10 protein-coding genes are annotated in these 16,852 nt (G+C 68.7%); 5 read left to right on the forward strand and 5 right to left on the reverse strand.

All coding sequences use genetic code 11. The annotated features are described in order from the left end of the window. Positions 1-262 precede the first annotated feature (262 nt). Positions 263-3,232 carry a right-handed parallel beta-helix repeat-containing protein gene (locus tag ACE191_RS09895; RefSeq protein ID WP_400192040.1) on the forward strand — a complete coding sequence of 990 codons (2,970 nt, stop codon included), beginning with the start codon at positions 263-265 and terminating at the stop codon, positions 3,230-3,232. A 78-nt stretch (positions 3,233-3,310) separates the two neighbouring features. On the opposite strand, the gene ACE191_RS09900 is transcribed toward ACE191_RS09895, so the two are convergent. The 4 genes from ACE191_RS09900 to ACE191_RS09915 all read right to left on the reverse strand — a co-directional run bounded on the left by ACE191_RS09900 (position 3,311) and on the right by ACE191_RS09915 (position 10,387). Then, positions 3,311-5,263: a peptidylprolyl isomerase gene (locus ACE191_RS09900; RefSeq protein ID WP_400192041.1), complete on the reverse strand. Its 1,953-nt coding sequence runs from the start codon at positions 5,261-5,263 to the stop codon at positions 3,311-3,313. Positions 5,264-5,409: 146 nt separating this feature from the next. Then, complete coding sequence (locus ACE191_RS09905) at positions 5,410-6,477, reverse strand: MJ1255/VC2487 family glycosyltransferase (RefSeq protein ID WP_400192042.1); 1,068 nt, start codon at positions 6,475-6,477, stop codon at positions 5,410-5,412. Positions 6,478-6,934: 457 nt separating this feature from the next. Next, on the reverse strand, positions 6,935-8,629 hold the full coding sequence (locus ACE191_RS09910; RefSeq protein WP_400192043.1) for an LIC_10190 family membrane protein: 1,695 nt from the start codon (positions 8,627-8,629) through the stop codon (positions 6,935-6,937). A gap of 75 nt (positions 8,630-8,704) precedes the next feature. Continuing rightward, positions 8,705-10,387: an LIC_10190 family membrane protein gene (locus tag ACE191_RS09915; RefSeq protein WP_400192044.1), complete on the reverse strand. Its 1,683-nt coding sequence runs from the start codon at positions 10,385-10,387 to the stop codon at positions 8,705-8,707. Between the two features lie 105 nt (positions 10,388-10,492). Here ACE191_RS09915 and ACE191_RS09920 point away from each other — a divergent pair, with 105 nt between their 5' ends. Further along, the gene (locus ACE191_RS09920; protein WP_400192045.1) at positions 10,493-11,419 is read left to right on the forward strand and encodes a hypothetical protein; all 927 of its coding nucleotides are present in this window, start codon (positions 10,493-10,495) and stop codon (positions 11,417-11,419) included. An 80-nt stretch (positions 11,420-11,499) separates the two neighbouring features. On the opposite strand, the gene ACE191_RS09925 is transcribed toward ACE191_RS09920, so the two are convergent. Continuing rightward, a complete protein-coding gene (locus ACE191_RS09925; protein WP_400192046.1) occupies positions 11,500-12,090 on the reverse strand; it encodes a DUF4136 domain-containing protein in 591 nt (196 codons plus the stop codon). Between the two features lie 161 nt (positions 12,091-12,251). Between ACE191_RS09925 and ACE191_RS09930 the strand changes: the two genes are divergently transcribed. The 3 genes from ACE191_RS09930 (at position 12,252) to ACE191_RS09940 (ending at position 16,766) form a co-directional block, all read left to right on the forward strand. Next, on the forward strand, positions 12,252-13,730 hold the full coding sequence (locus tag ACE191_RS09930; protein WP_400192047.1) for an FAD binding domain-containing protein: 1,479 nt from the start codon (positions 12,252-12,254) through the stop codon (positions 13,728-13,730). A 176-nt stretch (positions 13,731-13,906) separates the two neighbouring features. Continuing rightward, positions 13,907-16,213, forward strand: coding sequence for a xanthine dehydrogenase molybdopterin binding subunit (locus ACE191_RS09935; protein ID WP_400192048.1), 2,307 nt, complete (start codon positions 13,907-13,909; stop codon positions 16,211-16,213). Between the two features lie 34 nt (positions 16,214-16,247). After that, complete coding sequence (locus ACE191_RS09940) at positions 16,248-16,766, forward strand: hypothetical protein (protein ID WP_400192049.1); 519 nt, start codon at positions 16,248-16,250, stop codon at positions 16,764-16,766. Positions 16,767-16,852 lie beyond the last annotated feature (86 nt).

Raw genomic sequence — 16,852 nt, forward strand, 5'->3', positions numbered from 1 at the left:
GATAGCCAGCAGCGCGGCTACCCGCTCCAGGCGCCCCAGAGCATAGAATGATATTTATATAAATATTTTATAATCAATTATTTAAGCTCAAATAATTCTTCTCCCGAAAAGTCTATATATCTTACTTATACCAGCCTGAAGAGGCTTTTATCGCCCGTAAAATCCAATGGTCCGGCTGCGGCCGGCGAGTTCCACCTAACCCCACTGACCCCGCGCACGTTTTGAGGCTACACTTTTAACCACTTCCAGGAAGTCCTCACTTATGGGAAAGCGCTTACTCCTGCTGCCCAGCCTCCTGGCGCTCGGCTTCATTTCCTTGCCTGCCCGCGCCCAGAGCCCGGCCGCGCTTTACGTCAACGACCTCTCGACCGCGGGCGACGTGTACACCTCGGCCCCCGGTTCCGACGCCACCGGCAACGGTACGGCCGCCGCCCCCTTCGCCAGCGTCAACCGCGCCCTGGAGGCGCTGGGCAGCGGCAGCACGCCAGCCACTACCATTTTCGTCGACGCCGGCACCTACTCCCAGCGGGTGGTACTGAGCCGCAACGTGAGCTTGCGCGGCGCGGGCACGCTCTCGGCCAACCCCGCCTCCGCTACCGTGTTCGACGGCGGGCTGGCCGCTGCCAGCACCCAGTCGTTTATCACCGGTTTGTTCATCACTGCCAGCGGCGGTACGGCCGGCAATCCGCTTGTCGTGGCCGGGCTCACCATCCGCAACTACGACCTGGGCGTTCAGACCGACATCACCAGCGGCAAGAACCACTTCCTGCTGGAGGACGTGGAAACGGTAGACAACCGGCAATTCGGCATTTACTGGAACGGGCAGGGCGGCACTCCCTTCGGCACGGCCGACATCACGTTTCGCCGCGTGCGGGCCGCCAACTCGGCACTGCCCCCCAACACCCGAAACAACGGCGCCGGCCGCGGGCTTTACCTGGTCAACGGCAACAAGCAGCGCATTCTGATTGAGAACAGCGTATTCGAAAACAATTCCCGCGCCGGCATCGACATCAACGACGGCAGCATCAGCGAGCTGGTGGTCCGCGGCTGCAGCTTCGGCGGCAACGGCGGGGCCGCCCTGGCCGTGCTCGGTGCCGCCGGCGCCCGCAACGGGGGCGGGGCCTTCGTTACCCCGGCCGCGCTCATCGAAAACAACATCATCCGCGACAACTTTTCCAACGGCATGGAGCTGCGCTCCTGCACCGGTACCGGGCGCTCCAGCGGTCCGGGCAGCTTCGTAGTGCGCAACAACCGCATTCAGCGCCGCCTGCTGGCGCCCGGCGAGTCGCCCAACCCCAACTTCGACAACGCCGGCATTGCCTTCGTCGACCGCAACCGGGCGGCGGCCGGCGCGCCCCAAGTGGGCGGCGTCAACGGTGACCTGGTAACCGGTGGGGCCTGGATCGAGGGCAACATCGTGCGGGGCTACTACTCCACGCCGCTTTCCTCGTCTTTCAACATCAACGCCTACGGCATGGTGCTGGAGGGCGTCAACAACAAGGTGGTGTACAACCAGGTGGCCCAGTGTCAGTTTGGTATTCAGGTGCAGGACCGCCCGGCTACTACCTCGCTCACTTCCACGCCCTACTTCGACATCGAAGGCAACCTGGCCATTGTCTCGGCAGGTGACAGCATCCGCCAGAACCGCATCGACAGCTGCCAGGTGGCCGGTATGCGCGCCATCAACCTAACCAACCCCGTGGACGCGGGGCTGAACTGGCTTGACGGCACCGCCGCCACCGATATCCGCGGCGCGGCGGGCCTGGGCGGCCGGGTGCGTACCCTCAACGGCAGCTTCACTGAGGTATCGTCGCTGGCTCCCACCGGCCGCATCGACTTCGGTCCCTTCCTCAACAGCCGCGCCGACGCCTCGCCGGCCCTGGGCTGGCAGGGCGATTTGAGCTTTCTGAACGTGAGTCCCAACAGCCCCGCCGTGGGTATGCTGGGCCGTCTGGGTGAAGGCGCTGCCCTGGTGCTGGAAGGCGGGACGGTGCAGGCCCTGGCGGGCACTTACAGCGAAAACGTCGTGGTGAGCAAGAGCTTTACCCTGACCCAGGAAGGCGCCGGCGCCCTGACGCTTACGGACCTCACCCTCAGCGGAACCGGCAAAATACTTACCCTGGGCACGCCGCTGCTGCTGAGCAACAGCCTGACCCTGAACGCGGGCCTGGTAGCCTCATCGGCAGCCAACCGCCTGACCCTGGCCGACAACGCCAGCAGCACCGCGGGCAACGCCGGCAGTTACGTCATCGGCCCCCTGCGCAAGCTCGGCAACGACGCCTTCGTGTTTCCCATCGGTCGCGACGGGGTCTGGGCCCGGCTCAGCATCTCGGCCCCGGGCGACGCGGGCAGCGCCTACGTGGCCGAATACGCGGCTCAACCCTTCGGCAGCACCCCGCCCACCCCGCCGCTGGTGCGCATCAGCCAGGTAGAGCACTGGGTGCTGAACCGCGAAAGCGGCGCGGGCAGCGTGGCCGTGGGCTTGTACTGGGAAAATGGCACCCGCAGCGGCATCGTCGACCCGGCTTTGCTGCGCGTGGCCCGCTTCGAGGGCGGTAGCTGGGTGAACGAGGGCAACGGCGGCACCGCCGGCTCGGCGGCAGCTGGCTCGGTGGTGTCGGGCGGTCCGGTGAGTGGCTTCGGCGTGTTCACCTTCGGCTCGACCAGCCCCATCAACCCGCTGCCCGTGGAGCTGACGGCCTTCGCGGCCGAACCCGACGGCGACGGCGCGGCACGGCTGAGCTGGACTACGGCTTCGGAGAAAGACAACGCCGGCTTCGAGGTGGAACGCTCGCGCAATGGCCAGGCCTGGCAGCGCATCGGCTTCGTGGCCGGCGCCGGCAATTCCAGCCAGCCTCGCTCCTACTCCTACCGCGACGCGGCCGGCCTGAACGGGGTGGTATTCTACCGCCTGCGCCAGCTCGACCTCGACGGCGCGGCCAGCTTCTCGCCGGTAGCCGCCGTGCAGCTGAGTTTGGGCAAGGGCGCCCTGGTACTTTACCCCAACCCGGCCAAAAACCAGGTTACCCTGCAGCTGGCCACGGTAGCTGACGGTCCCGTGCGCGTGCAGGTGCTCGACCTGACCGGCCGCCTGGTGCTGCGCACCGAGCTGACCGCCGCGGGCGCCGAAGCCGTGCTGCCCCTGATCGACCGCGTGAGCCCCGGCGTGTACGTGGTGCAAGTGAGCGGGGAAGGCCAGCCCCTCACTTCGCAGCGGCTGGTGGTGCGCTAAGCGCATTAAGCTGATATATGCAAAGGCCGCTTCTGCCAGGCAGAAGCGGCCTTTGCATTTGCCGGCTGGCGTGGGCCGCTACAGCAACTCCACGCTGCGGATTTCGTCGCCGATGTCGAGGCGGTGCACCACGTCCATCCCTTTTTCCACCTGGGCAAAGATGGTGTAGCGGCCGTCGAGGTGGGGCGTGGGGCCGTGGGTGATAAACCACTGGCAGCTCTCGGTGTCTTTGCCGGCCGAGGCCAGGCCCACCGCGCCGGCACCGTAGTGCAGGTCGGCAAACTCCGAGCGCAGCGTGTAGTCGGTGCCGCCCCACCCGTCGCCGCGGGGGCAGCCCCCTTGGGCCACGAAGTTGGGTACCACCCGGTGAAAAGTCTTGTTGGCGTAGAAGCCCTGGCGCACCAGCTGCACGAAGCTGGCCACCGAGCCGGGTGCCTGCTCTACCAGCAGGCGCAGTACCACGTCGCCGCGGGAGGTACGCACCACGGCCCGCTGCCCGGCCGGAATGCCCTGCACCAGTGCCCAGTCGATGGGATGCTGAGCGGCAGCACTGGGCAGCGGCGTGGGCTTGTCGCGCCCTTCGAGGTAGTCGAGGGCCTGCTGCACGGCCTGCCAGGCTTCGATGTCGCGCGGCAAGGCCAGGCGCGCCTGGGCGCGACGTAACAAGTCGGGCTGGCGGAAGTCGCGGCGCATCTCCAGCTTTGGTTCGCGCAGGGCGGCGGCGGCCGTGCCCACCAAGGCCACGTCGCCCGAGGCCAGGGCTTTTTCCAGCGTGCTCACGAACAGGGGCTGCTGCGCGGCGGGAAAGTCGGGGCGGCTGCGCAGGGCCACCAGGGCCTCGATGCCGTAGGTACTGACCACCATGGCCTGATTGGGCGTAAAGGTAGCCTGCTCGACAAAGGCGTAGGCGGCCGGGTCTTCGCTCAGGGCTTTCAGCAGGAAGGCCCGCTCGTAGCCGTCGGTGGCGGCGGCGTAGCGCTGCTCAATCTGCTGGCGAATGCCCAGGCGCTCGGCGCTGCCGGCGTGGTGCAGGGCGGCGGCCAGCAGCACGCTGCGCACCCGCCAGGCCGACACGCGGGCGGCTTTGTCGAGAAACAGCTTGCCGGTTTCGCCGGTGGCGTGGGTCAGGAAAAACTCGGCCGCCGTCACCGCCACCTGGGCGTTGGCATCGTCGAGGGCCGCCCAGGCTGCTTCCTTCACCGGCGCGTACAGGCCCGCGTTCAGGGCCCGCAGCGCGGCCACGCGCACCCGGTAGTCGGCGTCGCGGCGCAGGATGCCGGCCAGCGTGGCGGGCAGGGTATTCGATTTCACTTTACCAAGGGCAGCGGTGGCGGCGGCGCGCACGGCATAGCGCGGGTCGGTGGTGGCGGCCGTGGCCAGGGCGGCTTCGTACTGACTCAGGTCGAGGCGGGGCGTGCGGGCCAGGGTGTGGGCCGCGGCCAGGCGGGCACCCACGGGCTGGGTCGCGGCCAGCAGGGTTACGGCGCGGCGCACCGCAGCCTCGGAGGTGATGCCGCGCAGCCCGGCCCGGTAGATGCCCCAGGCCTGCCCCACCGGCAGCAGCGTATCGGTGGCGGCGGGCAGGCGCAGCAGCAGGGGCAGCGCGGTGCGGCCCACGCAGCGGCCCAGGGCTTCGAGCTGGTAGCGGCGGGCCAGGGCGTCGGTTTCGCTGCCCACCTGCCGGGCCAGGGCCTCGGCGGCGGCGCTGTCGGCGGTTTGCCCCAGGGCGTAGGCCGCGGCGGTGCGCACGCCCAGGTCGGCGTCCGACAGGGCCCCGAGCAAATCGGGCAGGGCGGCGCGGTCCTGCACCGAGGCGAAGGCCAGGGCAGCGGCGCGGCGGTGCGCCTCGCGGGGGCTCTGCAGAAAGGGCCGCAGCTGCTCGGTCTGCCGCTGATCCTGGGCCGTGGCAATGCGCCGCAGGGTGGAGTCGGCGGCGAAGTGGTTGGGCGGCGCGGTGGTGGCAACGGGGCGGGCGGTCTGGCAGGCAGCCAGCAAACCCAGGGCGGCAAAAACGGTGGCGGGGCGGATCATAGAGCCGGAAATTAGGAAAACCCGCCCGGATGCGCCACCCGCAAAGCCCACGGGGCAGCCGAAATCGCTCCCACCAGGCAACCGGCAAGCTTACGTGGCGTTGCCGACTGCCCGTCGCCTCGGGCCTGAAACGCTCGCAGCTGGCTCTATGCTCCCCGCCCGATTTCCTTCAGCAGCACGTCCAGGGCCTCAAACAGCTCCTCGTTGCCTTGCTGCTGGTACTCGCCCAGGGCTTGCTCAAACGGGTTGAGGTCGTAGAGAAAGGCCTTGAGGTTGTCGGGCGTGAGGGCCGGGAAGTGCCGGCCGTAGCCCTGCTGCTCCACCTGGGCCGCGTTGAGCCACTGCTCGAACTGGGCCGGAATGGGAATGGCGCACACCGGCTTGCGCAGGTAAATGGCCTCGGAAATCAGCGAGAAGCCGCCGTTGGTAACCACGGCGCGGGCCGAGGCTAGGTCGGCAATGAAGCCTTCCTCCGAAAACGGGCGCAGCTGCACGTTGCCGTGGTCTTCGGCGCGGTTGAAGCCGTACACGCGAAACTCCTGCTGGGGCAGCTGCTGGAGCTGGCTCACCAGGTCGGCCTGGTTGGTGCTCGACTGGTACACCAGCACGTGGCGGCCGCGGGTGGGCTTGCGGGCCACGATTTCGGGCCTGATGATGGGCGGCACCAGCGTGGTGGCGGGGCGGGCCAGCGGCGGGCGGAAGAAGGTGGTGACCAGGTAGTGCCGCGAGCGGGGCAGCTTGGCGCGCACGATGCTGCGGGCCAGCTGCAGGTTGCCGCGCTCGGTGCGGGGCACGGTCACGTCGAGCCGGGCCCGGCTGATGATCTGCATGTTGTCGATGCTGATAACCGGCAGCCGTTGGGTTTTGGCGAAAAAGTAGCTGAACGACTCGAAGTCGGAAATCACCAGGTCGAAGCGGCAGCAGTTGCGCAGCAGGTCGTGGTAGCGCTGGAAGTTCAGGCGTAGGCTCTCGGGCGCCGCGCGCAGGGTGAGGGCCGCCGTCTGGCTTTTCGACACGGTGAGGTGCTTGTAGGCCAGGTGAAAGCCGCGGATTTCGCGCACCCGCCCCGGGAAGTTGGCGGCCAGCAGCTGGTAGGCCCGGCTGCTGCTGACCACCTGCACGTCGTGGCCCTGCGCCAGCAGGTGGCCGATGATGACTTTGCTGCGGGTGGCGTGGCCCAGGCCTTCGCCGGGCACGCCGTAGAGAATATTCATGAATGCCGAAGGTTCCGAATTGCGCCGGGCAAGTAACGACAAAAGTCCGGGGCCCGCCCGGGGAGCCGGCAACCGCGCCCAGCCGGGTCTCCTGGCATTCCTGCCTCCGGCTCTCAGTTCCCGGGCAGAACAGCTCGCGGAGTTAGTAGTCCGAAAAACCTGTAGCGTATAGAATTGCTACAAGCTTTCTGCTACGGACTGGCCACCGTCCGCCAGCATCCTTGCTTGCTGGCGGGAATTCGCGCCGTCCACTTTTCAGCCGCGGCGCGGCGGCAATAGCCTAGCGCGACGAAATCCAAACCCATGCTCCGGCACCTTATGCCGCGCGGGCAAGGTACCGCTCCACCGCAGCCCGGCCCGTTCTTATGGCCCCTGTGGCTATTGCCGTGGGGCCGCGCTGCGGCTGCCGGGGCTCAGCTTTAATACGTTTGAACTCCGGCTTGGGGCCCTGCCGGCTTTAGCGAATGCGAAACCCGTCGCCCGCCGAAGGGCCGCGCCACTGCAGGCCGGCGGGTACGTGGTAGGAACAGGGTACGGGCGCACTCCAGCACTGCGCGCCCCGCTGCGGCACCCGCAGCACTCCGCCGGGCACCGGCACGGTGCGGGTGGCGGCCGCTGGGCCGGCATCGGGCCAGCCCAGCCGGCGGGCAAAGGCGGCGGGCTGGTGGCGCAGCTGGTAGAGCGGGTCGCGCCATTCGTTGACGGACCACAGCAGCAAGAGCAGCAACAGGCCGCGGGCCAGCCAGCGGCTGACTGCGGCCGATGCGGCCGTCTGGGCCAAAGCCAGCCAGGGCCAGAGCGCGGCCAGCAACAGAAAACCCAGGCCGAAGCGCACGTCGGGGGCCGAAGCCAGCCAGAACGCACCGCCCAGCAGGGCCACCGCCCAGCCCAGCAGCCAGCGCCTCGCAGCCGGAAGCTCAGCGCGGCGGCGTTGCCAGCCAGCCCCGGCCGCTACCAGCGGGGAAACAGCCACGGCCCCGAGCAGCACTTGGTTGAAAGCGGTCTGCGCCCGCCACCAGGGCTGCCACCACGCTCCCCCCCAGTCGCCGACCGGGCCGGCCGCCGCGGCGCGACTGACCTGCCGGGCCATGTTCACAATGACGTTGTACTCGGCCTGCACCAGCTCGCGCGGAATTTTCCAGTCAACGCTCAGCCAGTCGAGGGCGGGCAGCGGGTACACCAGGTAGCCCGAGAGCAGCGCGTTGCGCCCCAGCCACGGCCCCAGCACCAGCCCCGCCAGCGCCCCCGCGGCCAGCAACTGCCGCGGCTGCGGGCGGCGCAGCAACAGCAGCGTGGGCAGTAGCAGCACCGGCAGCACCGAGAGCTTGACGCTGACGGCCACCAGCCCCAGCACTAGCCCCACCAGAACATTTTCCTGCTCGGCCGCGGCGGTACCTGCGGCCTTACCCGGCCGGGCCAGCAGCCAGAAAATCAGCAGCAGCAGTACCGTTACCACGAAATCGGGCGAGGGCGAGGAAACCCAGGTGCGGAAGTAGGTGAGCAGTAGCACCAGCAACAGCAGCGGCGCCGCGGCCACCAGCCGGGCACCCGGCGCGGCGCGGGCCACGCTGCGCACGCCCACGGCGGCCAGCAGCGCCAGCCAGTAGCTGCTCAGGCAATAGGCCGCGCCGGCCGGCGTAGGCAGGGGCAGCAGGGCTTCGGTTAGAAACCAGCTGGAGTTGAAGGCCAGTCGCCCGTGCACGTTGCCCAGCCCCGGCACCACCGGGTAGAGCTGATTCCACTGAATGGCCTGCAAATGATACAGCCCGGTGTCGGGGTTGACCAGCGGCATGCTCGTGAGCAGCAGCAGGCAGCCCAACAGCCAACCCAGGGCGGCCGCGGCCACCCAGTCGCGCAGTTGTCGGGGCCACTGCGCGTAAAGCAGCGCGGCCAGCGCACGGCGCTGCGCCCAGCCCAAGGCCAGCACCGCAGCCAGCAGGCCCAGTCGTAAACTGTTGTTCACGGGCATTACCAGCGAAACCAACTGCAGCGCGGCCGTGAGCAGGCTTAGCCCCAGCACGCACAGCCACTCCGGCGCCGGCGCGGAACGGGCGTCCAGCAAGCCCAGCCGCCCGGCCGCCACATAGCCGGCCCGGCCCAGCACCAGGGTCGCGGCGGAGGTCAGCAGCCAAAGCAGGAAAACGGCCAGCATAGTCGGGGCGAAAAGAGCCGCAAGGTGAAAAAAACGGCGTTGGTCTAAGCCACCACCGAAAAACGGCAGCCCGGCTCAGGGCCGACGGCGGAAGCCCTGGCTCAGCCGGGGGCCGCGCCGCATCAGGCCGGTTTCGCCGCAGCGCGCGCAGGGCAGGGGCGCGGCGTAGCACTGCCAGCCCCGCTGCGGTACCCGCACCCAGCCCCCGCCAATGGGCCAGGGCACGGTTGCAGCCGCGGGCGCCGGCTCGGGCCAGAGCACGCGGGTGGCGAAGCGGGGCGGGTCGGTGCGCAGGTGGTAAAGCGGGTCGCGCATTTGCTGGCCCAGCCACAGTAGCAGCGCCGCCCCCAGCACCAGCCGCCCGCGGGGTCCCGGCAGCGGCGCCTCGGCGGCCAGCCAGGGCGAGAGGGCCGCCAGCAGCAGAAAGCCCAGGCCGAAACGAAAGTCGGGGGCGGCCAGCAGCCAGAATCCGCTGCCCAGCCAGCCCGTGAGCCAGCCCACGGCCCAGCCGGTTTCAACCCGCGGCACGCCCCGCCGCCAGCGCCAGGCAGCAGCCAGCACCGACAGGGCCGCCACCAGCAGCAACGCCTGCTGATCGGGCCGGCTCAGCGCCCACCACTGCCCCAGCCAGCTCCAGTTCGCCGCCACCGGCCCGGCGGCCACCGCGTGCGGCAGGTTGCGCGCCAGATTCACAATAAGGTTCTGCTCGATGCGGGCCGCCTCGGCGGGTACCTTCCAGTCAACGCTCAGCCAGTCGAGGGCGGGCAGCGGGTACACCAGGTAGCCCGAGAGCAGCGCGTTGCGCGCCAGCCACGGCCCCAGTACCAGCCCCGCCAGCCCCAGCGGCATCAGCCAGGCCGCGCGCCCTGCCAACCGACGCGTGGACCAAAGCGCTTGGGCCGCCAGCAGCAGCACCGGCAGCACCGAGAGCTTAATGGTGACCAGCAACAACGCCACCAGCAGCCCCGCCAGCGCATCGGCGCGGCCCAGGCCGGCGGCGCGGCGCCAGCAGGCCGCGTAGTGCAACCCCAGCAAACTCAGCAGCGCGGCCGCCGGGCTGTCAGTGAGGGCCGAGGACAGGCGACTCTGAAAGAAGTGCAGCAGCACCAGCACCAGCACCAGCGGAGCCCAGGCCCCCGCGCCCGTAGCCCCAGGGTGGCGCAGCCCCTGACTCAGCCCCCGACCGGCCGCCACGGCCAGCAAGGCCAGCGGGTAGCTGCTGAGCCCGTAGGCCGCGCCGGCGGGGGTGGGCAGCTTCAGCAGCGCCGTGGGCAAAAACCAGCTGGAGTTGAAAGCCAGGCGTCCGTGCAGGTTGCCCAGTCCCGGCATAACTGGGTAGTGCTCGGCCCACTGCAGGGTTTGCAGGGTGTAGAGGCCCACGTCGAAGCTCAGGGGCCGCTGCGAGGCGTACACCAGCACCCAGCCCAGCAGCACGGCGGTCAGCAGAGCGGTGGTCTTACCGGCCGGCCGGCGGAGGGCTTGCCAAAGCGTCCGCAGCCACTGCGCCACGGCCCGGCGCCGGCTAACCAGCACCAGCACGGCGGCCGCGGCCAGCACCGGCCGGGCGCTGCCCACGGAAGCGGCCAACGACCACAGCTGCAGCCCGGCCGTGAGCAAAGCCAGCCCCACGGCGCTCAGCCACTCGGCCGGCGGAGGCGGGACGGGCGCGCCGGCGCGGGGCCGCCGGTCGTAGGCCGCGGCGCCCAGCGTGGTAGTAAGGGCCGCGGCCAGCAGCCAGGTGAGCAGTACGGTGAGCATGTGGGGCGCAAAGGTTGATAAATCCGGGCGGTGGGCCGGGGTTTCGGCCCGATTTTCGTGCGGCGCGGCCGCGGCATATTCGCCTTCGCCCCCTTACTTCGCCTTATGATTCGTCCTTACTTCCTGCTGCGCCGGCTGCCGGCCCTGGCGTTGCTGCTGCTGGCCGCCTGCACGGCCCCCCGCTCCGTTATTCATTCGGGCAAAGTCACGCCCCGGGGCGAGTTCCGGGCCGGGGGCAACATGGGCTTCAACATCGGCACCGCGGCCATCGGCAAAGCCACCGGGGCGGTGAAGTCGCTGGTGGAGGAAGCCGCCGCCAAGGATACCATCAACTACCGCCCCGCCCTCGACAAAATCCAGGAAGCCGCCCTGGCCTACGCCCTCGACCCGAGCGTGGCCACCTCCGACCTGTACTTGCGCTACGGCGTCATCGACCGCCTCGACGTGGGCTACAAGTACTCGTTCGGGGCCCACAGCGTCGACGCCATGTACCAGTTTATGGGGCCGCTGGGCACGGTGGAGAAACCCCAGGGCGCGGCCGGGGCCAACTACGGCAGCGTGGGCGTGCAGTTCTCGACCCAGCGCGCCAAGCTGCCCAGCATTCCGTTCCTGGCCGACGCCGAAGATTTGCTGGGCTTCACCATGCGCCGCATCGACGTGCTGGTGCCGCTGGTGTTCAGCCACTCGTTCGGGGCCGAGGAAGAAATCGGCAACGTGTCGTACGGGCTGGCCTACAGCCGCTCGTTTCTCAAGTACGGCATCGAGCCCGGCAAAATCTACACCGGGCCGGGCAGCGGCCAAACCACCCAGAAGCTGCCCAAGGTCATCGGCCGGGAAAGCTACGGGGCACTGGGCGGCTTCGTCAACTTCAAGCTGGGCTACCGCTACGCCTACTTCCTGCCCGCCCTGGCCATTTACTACCAGAACTACGGCACCTACCCCCTGCTCAACAACAAGGAAGCCAAGCTCAAGGGCGTCACCATCATTCCCTCGCTGGGTTTGCAGTTCCGCCTGCCCAACAAGCGGCGCTAGTTTCCGCTGGAAAAAACGAAGCGTTGCGGCCCCCACCAACGGGAGCTGCAACGCTTTTTTCGTGCCCGCCCAAGCGGTGTTCAGCGCATCTGGGCTTCCTGGGCCTGGTAATCCTGCGAGAGCACGCGGTAGCGGTCGAAGATGGAGCGCACGGCGCGGCGCATGACCACCACGGCCTGGGAGCCCATGGGCGCCGACACGTTGGAAGCGTAGCCCTGCCACACGGCCCGCCCGTTTTTACGCTCAATCAGGGTGATGAGCAGGGTGCCGTCGCTGAGCAGGTAGCGCACCCGCCGGTAACCCTGGCGCTGCTCCTCGGGGGTTTCCTCCGTTTCCACGGTTTCCTTCTTGATCCACTGGGTCAGGTCGGGCTGGTCGTAGCCGGTAAAGCGCATGGCCCCGTCGAATACGCGGTACGACACCAGCAAATCGGGGCGGCGGTTGGCCAGCCGGTAGCCCTGCGAGCGAAGGTGGGTCTGAATGGCCTCGCGCACGGTCATAGCCAGCTGGCTGGTGTCGGGCGTGGCGTTCGACTCGAGGAAGTTGTAGGTGCGGTAGTTGCGAAAATCCCCCGCGTAGCTGTAGTCCGACTCGATGCGGCTTTCGCGGGCGGTGAAGCAGCCGCTGAGCACGAAGCCCAGCAGTACGGTGGCAGTAGCGGTGGCTTTCATAAGCGGAGGGTTGTGGGAGTTTTCGCAGGACTAGGAAGGTACGAAAAAGTCGCAACCGGGGTGCGCTAGTCTTTTGATTATCATCGCCCTACTGCCGGGTGGCTGGCCGACTTGGCGGTTTTCGGTATCTTGCCTGTCCGGCCTGGCCGTTTTTCGCCCCTATGCTTCAGTTTTACCTCAACGACCAGCTTGTGCGGCCCACCCTGCGGGCCGGCAGCACTTTGCTCGACTACGTCCGCTACCACCAGCACCTGACCGGCACCAAAATCGGCTGCCGCGAGGGCGACTGCGGCGCCTGCACCATGCTGGTGGGCGAGCTGCAGACGGATGCCACTGGCCAGCCCGTGGTGCGCTACCAGTCCATGACCAGCTGCCTCACGCCCCTGGGCAATGCCCACGGCCGGCACATCGTCACGGTGGAGGGCATCAGCCCGCAGGGCGGGGAACTCACCCCGGTGCAGCAGGCTATTGTGGCCGAGGGCGGCACCCAGTGCGGCTTCTGCACCCCCGGCTTCGTGATGTCGCTCACCGGCCACTGCCTGGGCGGCACCGCTACGGCCGAGGCCGGACGCGCCGCCATCGACGGCAACATCTGCCGCTGCACCGGCTACAAGTCGCTGGAGCGGGCCACCGACCGGCTCACGGCCGGCCTCGCAGCGCGCGACGCCGCACCCGAGCAGCTGGGCTGGCTGGTGGAGCAGGGCTTCGTGCCCGCGTACTTCCGGCAGATGCCCGCGCGCCTGGCCGCGCTGCGCGCCGAAACCGTGGCCGACGTGGCCGCCCGCACCGGCGGGCAGCTCGGCGAGCCGGCCGAGGCGGCCGCGCCCCTGGCCGCCTACCTGCTGGGCGGCGGCACCGACCTGCTGGTGCAGCGCGCCGACGACGTGCTGGCTGCCGAGGTGCAGCTGCTCTACGGCCAGGCTGAGCGCTGCTTTATCCGCGAAGAAGCCGACGGCCGCATTCGCCTGGGCAGCGCCACCACCGTGGAAGATCTGCGGGCCTCGGAGCTGCTGCAGTCCCGTTTCCCGCGGCTGCGCCGCCACCTGAAGCTGGTCAGCAGCACGCCCATCCGCAACATGGCCACCGTGGCCGGCAACTTCGTCAACGCCTCGCCCATCGGCGACCTGACGATTTTCTTTCTGGCCCTCGACGCCGAGCTGACCCTGCAGAACGCCGCCGGCCAGCGACGCCAGCTGCCCCTGCGCGAGCTGTACCGCGGCTACAAGCAGCTCAACCGCCAGCCCGACGAGCAGCTTACGGAAATCAGCTTCCGGCCGCCGGCCGCGGGTGAGGTGTTCAACTTCGAGAAAGTCAGCAAGCGCACCCACCTCGACATTGCCAGCGTGAACTCGGCCGCCCGCCTGCGCGTGGCCGAAGGCATTATCGAGGCCGCCGAGCTGTCGGCCGGCGGCGTGGGGCCGACGCCCTTGTACCTGGCCCAGACCTCGGCGTTTCTGCGCGGCCGGGTGCTGAGCGCCGACACCCTGCGGGCCGCGGGCGAAGTGGCCCAGCAGGAAATCAGCCCCATAGCCGACGCCCGCGGCACCGCCGAGTACAAGCGCCTGCTGCTGCGTCAGCTGCTGTTTGCCCACTTCCTCGAGCACTTTCCTCAGCAGCTCGCCCTCTCGCACCTGGTTTAATCCTATTGGTTTTTGGTGATTGGTTGATGGTTTTTCGCCGCTAATAGCCTTGTAGCTGGGCGGCTTCTGGTTACCCTGAACTGAGCATACCAGCTGCGCCACACCCAGCGCCGGCAGCACGGTTTCGGCCGCGGTCGAAAAACCAAAAACCAACAACGAAAAACGCCCTTCTGCCCATGCACAACCTCGACGCTGCCGGCCACGTGCGCGGCGAATCGCAATACCTCGACGACATTCCGGTGCAGCGCGGCACTTTGCACGCGGTCGTGTTCGGCTCGCCCCTGGCCCACGGCCGGCTGCGTGGCCTGAACCTGGAAGCGGCCCGCCGCGCGCCGGGCGTGGTGCGCATTCTCACCGCCCAGGACATTCCCGGCGAAAACCAGATCGGCGGCATCGTGCCCGATGAGGAGCTGCTGGCCGGCTCGCACGTGCACTTTCAGGGCATGCCGGTAGCGCTGGTGCTGGCCGAAACCGAGCCCCAGGCCCGCGCCGCGGTCCGGCTCATCGAGGCCGACATCGAGCCGCTGCCCGTCATCACCGACCCGCGCGTGGCCCAGGCCCAGGGCGAGCTGATTGTGCCGCCGCGCACCTTCCGCCTCGGCGACCCGGCCACGGCCTGGGCCGACTGCGCCCACGTCATCGAAGGCACGGCCGAAAGCGGCGGGCAGGAGCACCTGTACATCGAAACCCAGGGCGCCTACGCCTACCCCACCGACGGCGGCGGCGTACGCCTGCACTCCTCTACCCAGGGTCCTACGGCCGTGCAGCGCCACACGGCGCGGGTATTGGGCCTGGGCATGCACAAGGTGGAAGTAGACGTGACGCGCCTGGGCGGCGGCTTCGGCGGCAAGGAAGACCAGGCTACCACCTGGGGCGCCCTGGCCGCGCTGGCCGCCTTCGTGCTGAAAAAGCCGGTGAAGCTGGTGCTGTCGCGCCACGACGACCTGCGCATGACCGGCAAGCGCCACCCCTACTCCTCCGACTTCAAGCTGGGCCTCTCGGCCGATTTGCGGCTGCTGGCCTACGAGGTGACGTTTTACCAGAACGCCGGCGCGGCGGCCGACCTTTCGCCCGCCGTGCTCGAGCGTACCCTGTTTCACGCCTGCAATACCTACTTCATTCCCAACGTGCGGGCCACGGCCTACAGCTGCCGCACCCACCTGCCGCCCAACACGGCCTTCCGCGGCTTCGGCGGGCCCCAGGGCATGTTCGTAATTGAGTCGGCCATTGCCCAGGCGGCCGAGCAGTTGGGCGTGCCGGCCTGGGAAATTCAGCGCCGCAACCTGCTGCAGGACGGGCAGGTGTTTCCCTACGGCCAGCGCGTGGAAGACTGCAACGCGGAGCTGAGCTGGCGGGCGGCCGACGAGAAATTCGGGCTGGAGCGGTGGCAGGCTGAGGTCGACGCCTTCAATGAGGAGCACCCCGACCGCAAGCGCGGGCTGGCGGTGATGCCCATCTGCTTCGGCATCTCGTTCACCAAAACGGCCATGAACCAGGCCCGGGCGCTGGTGCACATCTATACCGACGGCTCGGTGGGCGTGAGCACCGGCGCGGTGGAAATGGGCCAGGGCGTCAACACCAAGATGATTCAGGTGGCGGCGCGCACCCTGGGCATCAGCCCCGGCCGGGTGCGCCTGGAAACCACCAACACCACCCGCGTGGCCAACACCTCGCCCTCGGCCGCCTCGGCCACGGCCGACCTCAACGGCAAGGCCGTGGAAATGGCCTGCCGGGAGCTGCGCACCCGCCTGCTGCGCCACGCCGCCGAGGACCTGAAGATGAACTACGAGGGCCTGGAAATTCGCGACGAGCAGGTGCTGGCCGCCGGCAAGCCCGCCGAAACCGACTGGGAAAAGCTGGTGTCGACGGCCTACTGGAAACGGGTGAGTTTGAGCGAGCAGGCCCACTACGCCACGCCCGATTTGTGGTTCGACGCGGGCCAGGAAAAGGGCCACCCCTTCGCCTACCACGTCTACGGCACGGCCCTGGTGCAGGCCACCGTCGACGCCGTGCGCGGCACCTACGACATCGACGCGGTGCGCGTGGTGCACGACTTCGGCCAGAGCTTCACGCCCGGCATCGACCGCGGGCAGATTGAGGGCGGGCTGGTGCAGGGCCTGGGCTGGATGACCATGGAGGAGCTGATTTACAACCCCGATGGCCGCCTGCTCAGCAATGCCCTGAGCACCTACAAGGTGCCCGATCTGTACAGCGTGCCGCCGGTGCTCGACGTGGAGTTTCTGGAAACGCCGGGCCACCCCAACGCTATTCTGCGGGCCAAGGCCGTGGGCGAGCCGCCGCTGATGTACGGGCTGGGCGGCTACTTCGCCATCCGCAACGCCGTGCGCGCCTTTCGCCCCGGCCTGCGCCCCGCCTTCTCGGCTCCCATCACGCCCGAGAAAGTACTGCTGAACCTCTACGCCGCGCGGCCCCAGCCCGCCAGCCCCGCCGCGGCTTTTTCTGCCACTTCAACCTCCGCCTAGCCCCGGTCCCCAAGCCGGGGCAGCCCGCTGCTCCTTGCCCACTCCGCTGCCCGCCGCTCCCCCGCCGACTGCCGCCGACCGGTGGCGCAATTTCTGGCGCGGCCTCATCGTGTATCCCGCGGGCGACACGGTGGCCACCCTGCTGCTGCACCAGTTTCAGGCGACGCGGCTGCTGGGGGTAGCCGCGCTGGGCAGCCTGCTTTACGCCCGCGAGATTCCCGCCTACTTCCGCTGGATCGACCGGCGGGTGCCGGCGCGGCCGGGCCTGGGCGGCAAGCTGCTGCGGGCCACGCTGGGTTTGCTGTACTTCAACCCGCTCTGGATTGCCCGCCACCTGCTGCTGATTCACCTCTTCAGCGGCCGCCTGGAGCTCATCAACTGGCAGCTGCTGAGCATTGCCACCCGCTCGTTTGCGCTGAACGTGCCCGTGTCGCTGGCGGCCAACTACCTGATTCAAAACCACGTGCCGCCGCCGCGTCGCTTTTTGGCCAGCGCCATCTTCTCGGGGCTCATGGCCGTGTACTACGCCCTGAGCGCGAGCTGGCTGGCCTGAGTCCGGTGCCGGCCGGGCACCCGCGGCCGCCGGCGGCTGAAAACCTGGTTTGCTAGCTTATCCCCCACCAAATCGGTATTCTTACC

This window comes from Hymenobacter sp. B81 (assembly GCF_044628455.1).
Lineage (GTDB): Bacteria > Bacteroidota > Bacteroidia > Cytophagales > Hymenobacteraceae > Solirubrum.